Origin of the sequence: Leifsonia sp. Root4 (assembly GCF_001425085.1) — a bacterium.
Taxonomy (GTDB): Bacteria; Actinomycetota; Actinomycetes; order Actinomycetales; family Microbacteriaceae; genus Microterricola.
In genome coordinates, this window is record NZ_LMDN01000001.1 from 776,787 (window position 1) to 789,945 (window position 13,159).

Annotated in this window: 13 protein-coding genes and 1 pseudogene; all 14 read right to left on the reverse strand. The window is 66.7% G+C overall.

What is annotated here, in order from left to right; genetic code table 11:
- Positions 1-71 precede the first annotated feature (71 nt).
- Positions 72-764 (reverse strand): hypothetical protein, encoded by a 693-nt coding sequence (locus ASC66_RS03680; protein WP_055834757.1) that lies wholly within the window; start codon positions 762-764, stop codon positions 72-74.
- 156 nt (positions 765-920) lie between these two features.
- Positions 921-1,472, reverse strand: a complete 552-nt coding sequence (locus ASC66_RS03685; protein ID WP_055834760.1) for a DUF6121 family protein — start codon at positions 1,470-1,472, stop codon at positions 921-923.
- A 137-nt stretch (positions 1,473-1,609) separates the two neighbouring features.
- Positions 1,610-2,737, reverse strand: a complete 1,128-nt coding sequence (locus ASC66_RS03690; RefSeq protein WP_055834763.1) for a hypothetical protein — start codon at positions 2,735-2,737, stop codon at positions 1,610-1,612.
- A gap of 140 nt (positions 2,738-2,877) precedes the next feature.
- On the reverse strand, positions 2,878-3,732 hold the full coding sequence (locus ASC66_RS03695) for a GspMb/PilO family protein (protein ID WP_055834765.1): 855 nt from the start codon (positions 3,730-3,732) through the stop codon (positions 2,878-2,880).
- Positions 3,732-4,478: a hypothetical protein gene (locus tag ASC66_RS03700; RefSeq protein WP_157509619.1), complete on the reverse strand. Its 747-nt coding sequence runs from the start codon at positions 4,476-4,478 to the stop codon at positions 3,732-3,734. Before ASC66_RS03700 ends, ASC66_RS03695 begins: the two co-directional genes overlap by 1 nt.
- The gene (pilM, locus tag ASC66_RS03705; RefSeq protein WP_055834771.1) at positions 4,475-5,521 is read right to left on the reverse strand and encodes a type IV pilus assembly protein PilM; all 1,047 of its coding nucleotides are present in this window, start codon (positions 5,519-5,521) and stop codon (positions 4,475-4,477) included. Before pilM ends, ASC66_RS03700 begins: the two co-directional genes overlap by 4 nt.
- A 51-nt stretch (positions 5,522-5,572) precedes the next feature.
- Entirely contained in the window at positions 5,573-6,118 is a 546-nt protein-coding gene (locus tag ASC66_RS03710) for a prepilin peptidase (protein ID WP_353612515.1), read from the reverse strand.
- Positions 6,119-6,187: 69 nt separating this feature from the next.
- A pseudogene (locus ASC66_RS18610) lies at positions 6,188-6,400 on the reverse strand (prepilin peptidase); the annotation flags it as partial.
- On the reverse strand, positions 6,397-8,091 hold the full coding sequence (locus ASC66_RS03715; protein ID WP_157509620.1) for a hypothetical protein: 1,695 nt from the start codon (positions 8,089-8,091) through the stop codon (positions 6,397-6,399). The pseudogene ASC66_RS18610 and the gene ASC66_RS03715, both read right to left, overlap by 4 nt.
- A complete protein-coding gene (locus ASC66_RS03720; RefSeq protein ID WP_055834780.1) occupies positions 8,082-8,729 on the reverse strand; it encodes a PulJ/GspJ family protein in 648 nt (215 codons plus the stop codon). The genes ASC66_RS03715 and ASC66_RS03720 overlap by 10 nt, the downstream gene beginning before the upstream one ends.
- Positions 8,726-9,190: a type IV pilus modification PilV family protein gene (locus tag ASC66_RS03725; protein WP_055834783.1), complete on the reverse strand. Its 465-nt coding sequence runs from the start codon at positions 9,188-9,190 to the stop codon at positions 8,726-8,728. Before ASC66_RS03725 ends, ASC66_RS03720 begins: the two co-directional genes overlap by 4 nt.
- A 71-nt stretch (positions 9,191-9,261) precedes the next feature.
- Entirely contained in the window at positions 9,262-9,690 is a 429-nt protein-coding gene (locus ASC66_RS18535; protein WP_055834786.1) for a type IV pilin protein, read from the reverse strand.
- 162 nt (positions 9,691-9,852) lie between these two features.
- Complete coding sequence (locus ASC66_RS03735; RefSeq protein ID WP_055834789.1) at positions 9,853-11,082, reverse strand: type II secretion system F family protein; 1,230 nt, start codon at positions 11,080-11,082, stop codon at positions 9,853-9,855.
- A complete protein-coding gene (locus ASC66_RS18540) occupies positions 11,082-13,157 on the reverse strand; it encodes a type IV pilus twitching motility protein PilT (RefSeq protein WP_200944686.1) in 2,076 nt (691 codons plus the stop codon). The genes ASC66_RS03735 and ASC66_RS18540 overlap by 1 nt, the downstream gene beginning before the upstream one ends.
- Positions 13,158-13,159: the final 2 nt, after the last annotated feature.

Consider the following 13,159-nt stretch of genomic DNA (forward strand, 5'->3'; position numbering starts at 1 on the left):
GGATGCCGCGAGTCACCCGGATCTCCGGCGCAGCGCACGCTCCGCCGGTCGGACAGCGCCGCCTCAGAGGGTCAGGAACTCGGCCACATCGGTGAGTCGAGCTCGCGGCCGAGATCCGCGAGCAGCGCCACGACCTGCGGCTCCACGTAGCGGGCGACGCCGGCAGTGATCCGTTCGCGGTGCTGCACGAGCTCTGCACAGACGCGGCGGCCCACCTGCTGGGCGAACTCGTCGGCGAGCCTCACCTCGGCGCGGATCGCCTGCTTCTCCTCCTCGGAGAGCGGCGGCGGCTCGAGCGGCAGTTCAGGGGCGGATGCGGCCGACTCCCGCCCGGCAGCGCCTGCGGCATCCGGGGCAGAACCGGCTGCGAGCTCCCCGAGAGTGAAGAGGAACGGGTGACCGTCCTCGGGCTCCGGGTCGAGCTCGAGCCCGGCTGCCTCGGGGCCGAGGCCTTCGCTCGGGTGATAGTGCTGGGCCCGATCGCGCCGCTCGGCCTCTTCGAGTTCCCGCTGCAGCAGCGGCAGGTTGCGGTCGGTGTAGTCGTCGACGGCGGCATCGATGATGAGCTTCATGCGCATGGACATGCTGTGCTGCACGGCATGCGGGACATCGGTGGTCAGACCGGCCGCCGCGATCACGGGCGAGCCGAAGCAGGTGCGGCAGAGGCGCATGCGGGCGCGGTGGGTCCCCGGCTGCCATTTGGGCAGCCAGCGCAGCCAGAGGTCGACCTCGTGGCTGACGCGCGCTTCGATCGAGCCCTCCATAGCCTCAAACGGTACTCCCAAGCAAGTGCTTGCGCGAGCGTGGCGCGCAGCGCCACGAAAGGCGGCAGCCCAGAATCAGGTAATCCCTGGAACCGCAACCGATGCTTGCCGCCCTCCCCTGTGACGACTTACTGCCCACTGCTTACTGCCTACTGCCTACTGCTGGCGCTTCTCCCACGGCCAGCGCGGGCGCTGGCCCCCGTGGGCCCGCCAGATCAGCAAGACGAAGTAGAGCAGCGCGACAATCGCTGCCCAGAACGCGACGGCACCGGCGAAGGGGCTCGTCAGCTGCTCCGCAAGAAAGAGGAGGGCGCTGATCGGCTCGGCCGGCACCCCGCCGACGCCGTCGTTCTCGCCGGGAATGACCGTGTTCCCGGCGTTCAGCCCGTAGACGAGCGCACCGGCGAAGCCGTAGAAGAGGTAGCTGAGCCCGGCGGCGAGCAGCACCATGCTCACCGGCACGGTGTGCATCGCGTGCCCCGCTCGGCCGACTCCCGCCCACATCACGAGTAACAGGGCGAGCGTTGCGGCACCGACCATGATCGGGCCGACGAGCGGGCCGGCATCCGTCTGGGCGACCACCTCCTGGTCAAGGAACAGGCTCAGCATGCCGAAGCTCGCCACGACGAGTGCGACGTAGAGGCCGAGCGCGAAGAAGGCGAGCGTCGATGCGTATCGGCGGTACTCGGTTTCATCGAGCGGGATCATGGCCTGCTCCCATCGGGGTTGTCTCCACACGCGCTTGTCTCCACTATGGCACCGACGGCGGCACGCAGAAACGGCACTGTTGCTGCAGATACTTCTGCAGCAACAGTGCCGTTTCTCGCACGTACGACGCGCGAACGCTACGGACGGGTGAGCGTCGGACCCTGTGCCAGCACGCGGTCGTACTCGCGACGAGCCTCGATGTTGCGTGCGGTGACCTTGCGACCACGGGCGGCGATCCAGGCACCGAACCAGATCGGAACCTCGCGGGCGGCGATCGCGGCGATGATCGCGACCGGGTTCAGCCACTGGGCCGCGATGAACTGAGCGGCCTGGGTCGGCGTCATCTCCCAGGCGTTCACGGTGAGCAGCGAACCGCCGACGAAGGAGAAGTACACGATCAGGGCGACGGCGAAACCGCCGAGCACGTAGGCCCACCAACCGCCGCGATTGACGATCGCGACGAGCAGCGCGAATGCGCCGAAGAAGAAGATCACCGGAATGTAGAACACCGGCTTACTGATGAACAGCGCGAAGCTCTCGCTCGCGGTTTCGATGCTCGCGTTCTGGCTCAGGCTGATCAGGTACGTGCCACCCGCGTAAAGCAGGGCGAAGGCGAGCGTTGCGAGCAGACCGATCAGGATGCCGATGCCGCGGTTGCCCTTGTTGGCGGGCGGCGTCGGGGCCTGCACGAAGATCGGCTGCGGGCTGGCGGCGTACTGGTCGGCCGGACTCATCGTCGCGGGGTCGTAGACGGCGCCGGGCGTTGCGGATGCCGCAGCGGCAGCACCGGCTACACCAGCCGCGCCGACGACGCCAGCCGAGGCGTAGTCGATCTCGGCAGCGGGCTGCTGCGGGGCGACCGGCGCGACCGGGTAGGCAACGGGCACCTCTGCGGCGTCAACCGGAGCAGCCTGCGCTGCCTCGGGGGCTGCGACCGGCGATAGAGGCACCGCATCGACGATAACGGTGTCCTGCACATCAGGTTCCGGCGCGCTGGTCGGCTCGGCCGGTGCGGGCTCGGACCAGGTTGCGGTTGCGGCATCCGGCTCAGCTTCGACAGCGACGGATTCTTCGGTCACCGGCTCGACGAACGCAGCGTCGTCGAATGCAGCGGTGTTTGCGGCGGGAGCGGACTCCGGCTCGTTGGCGAGATCGATCGCCTCATCGTTCGTGGGTACGGATCCAGTCGCCCCGCTCGACTCGGTGTCGTGCGCTTCGCTGACCTCGCCCTCGTGGTTCTCGTGCTCCGGCGTGGTGTCGCTCATGCTGACTCTCCTCCCGCGCACAATGGCGCCCAGTTCAGCCGTAACTGTAGCAATGCCCTGCGGCAATCGTCATGAGCCTCGCGGCAGCTCCCCGACAAAGTCGACGAGAAAGCCGCAGGCGGGGCCGCCCACGCGAGCGCCTACTCGGAGTCGGGCGCGGCCGCAGTCTCGGCGGCCGCAGCAGCCGCCGCATCAATTGCCGCCTGATCGACGGGGGCATCACCCGGCTTCAGCAGCACGTAGATGTTTGCGTTCAGCGACGCTGTGTACGCGCCGCCGGCCGTCGGCACCACGGACGCGGCCGGACCGCCGGCATCCTCGCTCGCGCTCGGCGCCGCGTCGAGCGCCTGCGAGAGCGACAGCGCGTTCACCAAGGTGAGCCGCGAGCCATTCTGCAACCCGGCTACGAAGTCGAGCAAGTTGGGATACTCCCCCGCCATCGTCAGCACGACCGGGATCGCCACGAAGTTCTGGGTAGTGACGTTCGGGCTCTCGACCGGCGCGGTGATCGTGCGCAGTAGCGCCTCCTCGAGCGCGGCGGCAGCTGTGGCATCCGCGGGGTCACCGGTCTCTGCGGCCTTCGCGACCGCCTCCGCCGCCGCATTCACCGGCCCGGGCGGCTGCACCAGAGCGGCCGCGTTCATCGGTCCGGTGTAGGGCTTCGCCTCGGCAATGGTCACGCTGGTCAGCTGCACCCCTGATTCGGCGGCAAGTGCATCGAGCTCGGCGACGAACGCCGAGAGCTCTGCGTTGTCCGGCACAGCTTCGCGCAGCGTGGCAAGGTCAGCCTTGAAGGCGTCGATGCTCTCATAGTCGCTCTTCAGCACCTCGAGCTCAGCCGCGAGGGCGTCATTCTGCGCCTCGACAGCGCTCCGCTCCGCGTCGGCAGCCGATGCCGCGGCCAGTTGCGGCGAGACGCCGAGGAAATAGCCTCCGGCGAGCAGCACGACAGCCAGCAGCGCCGCACCGATGGTCCATACTCTCTTGTCATTCATCAGTTATCCCCCTGCGCAGTCGCGTCGGCATCGGCATCGGCAGACTCGTCGGCTTCGGCGACGGCCGGATCGGCTGCCTCAGGAACGAATCGGCCGGCCAGGGCTACGCCGTTCACGTGCATTGTGAGCGTGACTTTGTAGATGCCGCTCGTGGCGTCAAGCGAAATGGTGTCGGGCGTCGCACCCGCGAAGCCGGGCACCGTGGCCAAGCCATCGAGCCAGCGCGGAACGTCAGGCAGCGTGGTCGACTCGGCCTGCAGCGCCAGCGTGGCGATGCGGGGAACCTGCAGCGGGCTGACCGCCTGCGGGAACTCGTCGAACGGTGAAGCCGCCGTCACGATCGTGTTGGTCACCACGACGCCGGCGGGCAGGGACGCCTGGACGGCGCCCAGGTACTCCCGCCACTGCACCTCGGTCCACGATCCGACCTGACGAGCGTCGCCGACCGCGGCCAGCTCCTGCTGCACCTGGCGAACCTCGATGTACTTGGCCTGCTCGCTGAGGAGCTCGCCCGTGCTGTTCTGTGCGGCAAGGAGGCGCCCAACGCTGCTGAGTGCGTAGATCGAGGATGCCGCGATCCCCAGCACCACCACGGCGACGACGCCGATCATCGCAACGCCGAGGCGCCGGCGCAGCACCCGGGCGGCGCTGGCCGAGCGCACCTCGGGCGGGAGCAGATCGACCCGCGGGGATCCACCGATGTCCAGTGCGACTGCGCCGCGACTGCGCATGTTTTGCGCGCTCATGCGGCCATCCCCAGCGTGAGCCCGAGAGCGACCGCCAGATTCGGCTGGTTCGCCCGCAGCGCGGCCTCATCGATCTTGTGTGAGAGCTCGATGCCGTTCAGCGGGTCGACCATGACAGCCGGCACGCGCGTCACCTCGGTGACTGCCCGCTCGCAGCCGGGTAGCAGCGCACCGCCGCCTGCGAGCAGAATCCGCTGGACTGGCTGCTCCGGGCGGGTGTTGGTGAAGTAGCTGATGGTGTTGCGGAGGCTCGTGAGCAATTCGCCGGCCACCTCATAGATCGTTTCCAGAGCGCGCTGGTTCTCGGGCGCAACCGGGGTGACGGACAGCCCGATGCCGCGTTTGAGATGTTCTGCCTGCGCCGGCGGCAGTTCAAGCCGGCGGCTGAGTTCGTGCGTGATCTGGTCGCTCCCGCTCGGGATGATACGGATGAACTGCGGCACGCCGTCTCGGGCGATGACCACGCTGGTGGTGCTGCCGCCTATTTCGATGAGGGCCACCGTGCCGGCGGCATCCGGCCCCTGCAGGTACACGCGAGAAAGCGCGAAGGGAATGAGATCGACTTCGACTGTGCTGAGCCCGGCCAGTTTGGCAGCACGGATGTTGCCGAGCACAGCGTCTTTGGCCGCGGCCACGAGCAGACCCTGCACCTGCGGGCCGTGCTCACTGTCGACCTCAGCGACGGGGTAGAAGTCGAGCAGCGCGTCAGCCACTGGCATCGGGATCATCTCTTGCACCTGGTGCGGCAGTGCTTCGCGAATGCGCTGGCGCGAGGCCTTCGGAACGGTCAGCTCTCGGGCGAGCACCCGGTGGTTGCCGATACCGATCGCGATCTGTTTGCTGCCGAAACCGCCTTGCGCCCAGAGCTGTTTGAGCACGGTCGCGACGGTGTGCGGCTCCATCACCTCGCCGCGCACAATTGCGCCTTCCGGCACGGCGATCTCGCTGTAACGCTCGAGCACCCGGCGACGCTGGGCGCCGCCTAGCTCGGCGGCTCGGATGACGCCGTCGGCGAAGTCCACTCCGACTATCGTGTGAGCCACAGGCGGCTCCTTTCTGTGAGTGCGAGATGCACGAGAGTTGCGAGCATGGCCCTAGACCTGCACACCGAAGAGGCCGAGGTAACCCGACCACAGGGTTTCGCCGAAGAAGATGCCGATCCATGCTGCCGCCAGCATCCACGGCCCGAAGGGAATGCTCGACTTGCGCCCGGCTTTGCGCAGCACGAGCAGCACAATCGAGAACAGCCCGCCGAGAACGAACGCCCCGAAGCTGCCCACCAGCAGAGCGCCCCAGCCGATGTAGCCCAGGTAGAGGCCGAGCACGCCAGCGAGCTTGACGTCGCCCATGCCCATTCCGCGCGGCGAGATGAATGCGAGCACGAAGTAGAACAGGAACATGGCCGCACCGCCGATGGCGGCGCCGAGCATTGCCGTGTGATTCTGGGTGAGAAGTGCGGATGCCGCCAGCAGCACCCCCGCGACGACGTAGCTCGGCAGCACGATGCTGTCGGGCAAGCGGTGGTGCTCCAGGTCGATCAGCGCGAGCGCCACCGTGATCGCTGCCAGGTAGAGGAACGCCACCAGCAGCACAATCGCCCCCGCGCTGGCGAGGCCGCCCTGGGCAGTGCCGACTGGCATCGCCGAAATCCACTTCCAGGTGACAACGCCGAAGGCCAGCCCAGTCCCGAGCTCGACCAGCGGGTATCTCACGGAGATCGGATCCGTGCACGCAGCGCATTTGCCGCGCAAGACCAACCACGAAATGACGGGAATGTTCTGCCACGGCGTGATCCGCGCGCCGCAGTTCGGGCACGCGCTCGGCGGCGACACCACCGAGGCCTTCTGCGGAACCCGGTAGATCACCACGTTGAGAAACGAGCCGATGAACGCGCCGAATACGCCGACAAGGAGGGCTGTCACCCGACGTCTCGAATCGACAGGGGCGAGGCGAATGTCGGATAGACCGACGGCACCGTCGATACCTCGCCCGTGGCGAGGTTCACACCGGGCAGCCCCACGGGCATGTAGGTGAGCTTGGCGGCACCGTCAATGACGGTCTGCCATCCGAACACTTGGCCCTGCCACTGGATCCCCGAGCCGATTCGCACCTGGCACGGGGAGTAGAGGATGGCGGAGACTGTCGGCTCGAGGGTCAGCCCACCGGTGAGGGCAATATTGCCCTTGTAGATCGGGCTACTGACCGTTCCGGTATTCGGGCACGTCGGCGCCGCGTCGCCGGGGTTCGGGTCGGGGACCACGAGCCAGAGCTTGCGGGTGGACGCCGAAGCGAAGGTGCCGTTGCTCAGAGCGAACGACTTCGCGATGATGGCGACGTTAGAGGTGAGCGTCGCCTTCACCGTGCCGCCGAGGTTCACCGCAGGCTCCGTGCAGCCTCGGGCGTCGATGACGCCCGGCTGCGCGCCCAATGCGGCGATGGCCCGGCTGATGGCGGTGGAGTTGGATGCACCGTCGATCGCGTTGCACGTGCCCGTCAACGTCGTCACGGAGAACCCGGTCCACCGCGAGGGATTCCCGTCGAATTCGATCCAGTCGGGCACGAATGGAATTGTCGGAGCCACGAAACCGGGGTTGTACCAGTTACTCCCCTTGAGGACACCGCCCGCGAATGTGGCTGGGCTGCCCGTGAGCGTCTTCGTGATGAGCTTGCCATCCACGTTCATACCGCCCTGGGCAATGTCCGTGGCGTTGGCCGACCATGCCACCTTTTGAACGTTTCCGCCCTTGAAAGTCAGGGTGCCGTTGGTTGCGACGTTTTCAGCAACCTGTGCGCCGTTGCCGAGGAAGACGCTTGTGGGCCCCCAGACACTCCCACCGATCCTGCCCTTCACGCTGGCGTTCCGGCCGGCGATGGCGCTGCCACCGATCGATCCCGTACCCGATGTCGTCACGTCGACCGAGGCCCAGACGTTGCCATTGACGGAGCAGGAGCCGCTCGAGTCGAACGAGCCATCTGCGACGATGACATTTGCGTAGGTCGGGCTCGCGCCGGAGCAGGCGATGTCACCCTTGCGGATCTGAACACTCGGGACGGTGCCGGTTCCGGAGGTGAGTGTGCCAGAGCCAGTGAAGTTGCCGGAGCTGTAGGCATACACGGCGGCGCCATCGGCCTCGACCCCTGGGGGGTTCACCGTCATGGAGTAAATCGCCTCGACGGTGCGCACATCGCCGATGGCATTGCCCGCGACGCCGCTGTCGGCCGCCTGGCCGGTCGAGGTGATCCGGACGAGGCGAGCGGTCGAGTCGGGTGCTGTCGTCTTCCACGACGACTCCGTCGCGGCCGGGTCGGCCGAGGCCGACCACTTCACGATTGCGGTGTAGCTCAGGGCATCGGTGCTCGCACTGGTGTAGATGCCGCCCGCCACCCACGGTGTCGTCTGGATGCGCACTGCCACCGCGTCAATGCCGCTCTCAGCTGCGGCCACGGACTGCACGGCGGCGCGGGTCGCCGCCGTCGCGCTGAGCGCGTTGATCGTGATGGCGCCGAGTGCCATCGTGATGATGACCGTCACTCCGAGCACCGCGATGACCGCCATCAGGGCGCTGCCGTGCTCTGCGCTGCGGTGAAGCCGGTGTTGTGCGCTTAGAAACATGCGGTGCTCTCCGCTCCGGGAACTCGCTGGTGGACGGTTGTCGAAATCAGGACGGGCTGGGCGGCGCCGGCATCCACGCTGAATCGCAGATCGACGCGCGGCCCGATCGCGGTGAACACGCTGCTACCGACGGGCTTGACGCCGGTGGCGAGCAGAATCCAGCCACTCTGCTGCGGCCCCCAAACTGATGCCGACGAGACGGGAGCCACGCGCTTGCGGAAGATCGAGCCGTCTTCGTCGGCATCGACCCACGCATCAGGGTGGGTGTCCGCATTCGGCACGTACTCCCACGCCTCACACGAGAAGCCGATCGGCGAGTCCGGATTGCGGGTGTGCACGATTATGCGCTCGGAGCCATCCGCGTTGACGACGTGCGAAATGTCAGTGGCGTTTGCGACGCCCCGCTTGACCGACTGCGCCACCAGCTGGCCTGCCGAGCTTGCGGCGGAGGCGTCGCGCACACGGCCCTCGTTCTGCATCGTGTTGATGAGGACACCGCCGACGATCGTCAGGATGAGCACGAAGAGTGAGCAGTAGACCAGGAGCTCGATGAGCGTGAAGCCGCGCTCGTCGGTCGCGCTTGAAGGCGCGATGGAAGCCGAACTGGAATCGGGGCGCGCGCGCGTCGGGAGCGTCATGGCCTGTCCATCTTGACGAGCGCAACGCCCCTGGCCATGACGGCGCCACTGGGGTCTGCGACCGACACCCGCACGGTGGCGATCGCAGGGTAGAGCGGCGACGTGGCCGGGGCGATGGCAATGGGGCAATCCGACAACTGGACGGAACGCGCCACCGACAGCTTGATCCCGCGTGGATCGACGACGGGGCTCGGGGTGAATGCGCCGTATGTGGTGAGGGTGGAGCAGCTGGATATCTCGGATCGTGCAAGCCCGAGCTGCTCGTTGACGATCTGCGTCGCCGTGGCGACGCTCACGTTGAGGCTCGAGGTCTTCACCGCCGTGATGAGCAGCGGCAGGAATGCCGCCGAGATGATGAGCAGCAGGAACATCGAGATCACGATTTCGACCACGCCGAAGCCGCGCTCATCAGCATCCCCCTCGGGGGTGACGAGCGCGGCCTCGGGTGTGAGGGTGACCATAGGGAGTCAGTCCACTCTGTGTTCGGGTGTCAGTCGTCTACTGAAAGTAGGACTGTCATAGTGCTGATGCGTTACGGAGTAGTGGGCTTCGTTGCAGCACCAGTGTCTGAGATCACCCAGGTGTGGCCCGTGACGACTGTGCCTCCCGGCGCCCAGTTACCCGTGACCGTGAAGTGCTGGTTGGGAGCCGTGCCGGTCACCGCGAGCACAACGTCGATGTCGTCGCTGCTGGTGAAAGCATCGACATCACCAATGGCGGTCGGAAGCACCCCATCGACAACGTACTGGGCAACAACCGCCGTCTTGGCGTTGGTGATAGCCGCCTTGACCGCGTTGTCCTTGGCAGTGTCCTGCTGGCCGAGGTAGATCGGGATGGCGATGGCGGCGAGCACGCCGATGATGAGGACGACGACGAGGAGCTCGATCAGGGTGAAGCCCTTCTCGCGGTCTCCGGCGGCATTGCGTCGTGCTGCAAGTGCGTCTTGTACGCGGGTGACCATGACGGTCTCCAATCTGTAGGGTGATGGATTACCGGCAAACGAGTCTGCCGAGTGACGAGCATATTGACAGCAAGTTCCCAGCGAAATCCCCTAACGGGGGTGATTGTAAGGAAAACTACCCCCACTGCAGGGGCCCCACAGCGGGAACCTTGCAACAGAGTGTTACTTGATCTCGTCGAAGACGCTGAAGACGGGCATGTAGAGCGCGACGATCATCGACCCGATGATCACGCCGATGACGGCGATCATGAGCGGCTCGATCAGCGAGGTGAGCTGTTTGGTGGTCGACTCCACCTCTTCGTCGTAGAAATCGGCGATCTTCGCGAGCATCTGCTGCAGCGAACCGGCATCCTCACCGACGGCCACCATCTGCACGATCATCGGCGGGAACACGTCTTCCTTGGCGAGCGGTTCGGCGATGGAACGGCCCTGACGCACCGACTCGGCCACCTTGCGCAGGGCCTCCTCGATCACATAGTTACCGCTGGTCTCGCCGACAATTGCGAGCCCCTGCAGGATTGGCACTCCTGCACCGAGCATGGTGGAGAAGTTGCGCGTGAAGCGGGCCAGCGCGACCTTCCTGAACAGGTCGCCGAACACCGGCAGCCGCAGTTTCATCGGGTCGACAACCTTGCGCACCTCCTCTGTGTGCTTGTTCTTGCCCCACCACACGGCGAAGACGATGCCCGCCACGAGCAGCACCGGTCCCACCCAGATCATGGCCTTGGAGAGCACGACGAGCACCTGGGTCGCCCACGGCAGCTCGCCGCCGAGACCGGCGAACATGTTCTCGAACACGGGCACGATGAAGATGAGCATGCCCACCATCGCGAGAAGCGCCATGATCAGCACAACCACGGGGTAGGTGAGTGCCGACTTGACCGTGTTGACGAGCTTGACCTCGGCCTCGAAGTTGTCGGCCACCTGCTCGAGCGAACGCTCCAAAAAGCCACCGGTCTCGCCCGCGCGCACGAGGTGGATCATGATCGGCGGAAACACCGTCGCATGCTTGGCCATGGCTCCCGAGAGCGAGCCTCCTGTCTCGATGTCGGAGCGCACGGCGTCGAGTGTGCTGGCGAGCTTCTTGTTCTCGGTCTGCCCCGCCAGGATCGTGAGCGTGCGCAGCAGTGACAGGCCGGCGGCGATCATGGTGGCCATCTGCCGACTCGCCACGGCAAGGTCTTTGAGCTTCACGCCCCCGCCGAGGTTGCCGAGGTTGATCTCCATATTGAGCCCGGAGCCGGTCGGCGTCTCGGTGATCGTCACGGGCGCGATGCCGAGGCCGCGCAGCTTGTTCGAGACCGCGGCACTGCTGATCGCCTCGATCTTCCCCTTGGTGATCTTGCCAGTGGAGTCGCGCCCCGTGTACGCGAAGGGCTTCGTCTGTGACATCAGCTGGTGGCTCCGGAGTAGGCGTCGCGGTAGTCGACTCCCGTGGAGAGTGCATTGACGGGTCGACCGTTGTCTGCACGCGTGATCAGTTGTCTGAGGCTCTCGAGGTCCTGTGACTTCTCTGTGGCCGCCGCATGGCTGACGACTCCTGCGTTCACCAGCTCTGCCAGGTGCTGGTCGAGGGTACGCATGCCGAACTGGCCACCGGCTTGCATCGCAGCGGTGATCTGGTGGGTCTGACCCTCGCGAATCAGGTTGCTGACAGCCGGCGTGGTCACCAGAATCTCGGTCGCGACGGCGCGGCCGGCACCGCTGGCGCGCTTGACGAGCGTCTGGCACACCACGCCTTGCAGCGTGAGGGCGAGCTGGGCGCGCACCTGCTCTTGCTGGTGCGGCGGGAAGACGTCGATGATGCGGTCGACGGTCTGTGGCGCCGACTGCGTGTGCAGCGTGGCGAAGACAAGGTGTCCGGTCTCGGCGGCTGTGAGTGCGACGGAGATGGTTTCGAGGTCGCGCAGCTCGCCGACGAGGATGACGTCGGGGTCCTGGCGTAGCACGTGCTTGAGCGCGGCGGTGAAGCTGTGCGTGTCGGACCCGACCTCGCGCTGGTTCACGAGCGCCTTCTTGTGGGTGTGCAGGAACTCGATCGGGTCTTCGACCGTGACGATGTGGTCCGCGCGGGTCTCGTTGACGAGGTCGATGAGCGCGGCCAGGGTGGTCGACTTGCCGGAGCCCGTCGGGCCGGTGACGAGCACGAGACCACGCGGCAGCGCGGCGAACTTGCCCACGACATCGGGGATGCCGAGCTCTTTGAGCTGTTTGATGTCGGTCGGGATCAATCGGAACGCTGCACCGACCGCACCGCGCTGCTGGTAGAAGTTCACACGGAAGCGCGCATTCGCTGAGATCGTGAACGCGAAGTCGAGTTCCAGTTCGCGCTCGAAACGTTCACTTTGCTCTTCACTCAGCAGCGTGAACAGTGCGGTGAGCACCTTCTCCTGCGACCATGGCTGAGCGCCCTCGGTGACGGGGCGCAGCCCGCCATCGATTCTCAGCATGGGCGGGGCATCGCTCGTGACGTGCAGATCGGATGCCCGCTGCACGACGACCTGCTTGAGGGCGGCGACCAGGGAGGCGTCGGCATTCGCGAGCGCATCGCGCTCGGCGGCGCTGAGCGTAGTGAACTCACGGTCGTCGCCGGTGTCGGTGCGGAAGACGGCATCCGCGGAGCCGAGCGGCTCGGTGCTGATCTCGAGCGGCTCGGTGACCGCGGCCGCCTCTGCCACCGCGGGCTCGACGGGAGGAGGTACGACGTACGGTCGGGCCTTGAAGATGGGCTCCGTCGGAACAGCGTCGGGAGCCGGCAGCTCCACCACCGGAACCATCTGGGTCGGTGGCGGGTATTGCGCCGCGTCGAAGTCTCTCTCGTCGAAGGCAGGGACCTCGGCAACAGGGGCCTCGACCGCAGCGACGATCGGCGCGGGCTCCACCGCTGACTCGACCGCGGGCTCCACCGCAGGCTCCTCCGCAGGCTCCTCCGGCTCGGCGAAGCCGAGTTCGCGGAGCAGCCCGTCGTCTGAGACGTTTGCAACCGGTGGCGTGAAGATCGGCGACTCTAGAGCCGGCGCGCTCGGGGCTGCTCCCAGCCCACTGGCGTAGGCGATGGGGTCGAAGCGGTGCACGTCGAATTCGGCAGACTCCGCGGCCGCGACCGGAGCAGGGCGAGCGGTCAGCGCGGAATAGGCCGGCGCGTGCACGTCGGAGTGCGGAGCCGCGGGCTCGGCGATCGGCGCAGTCTGTTGCGGGGCGTAGGTGGCACCGAACGGCGCTCCGACCGGCGGCACTGCGAGGCGTGGGCGCAGCTCGGGTGTGGGTGTCTCAGCCACTGGCGCGATGGGCGTCGCGACGGGCGCCGCAACAGCAGGCGCAGCGGGGACGCCGGAGTCCCCGCCAGGAACGGCGAGCCCTGCCGCCTGCGCACGCTGGGTGAACTCGGCGAACAAATCATCGAAGCCGGCAGACGACGCGTCCGCGTCAATGGAGGCGCCCTGCGTCTCGTTCACTGCGTCTTCCATCG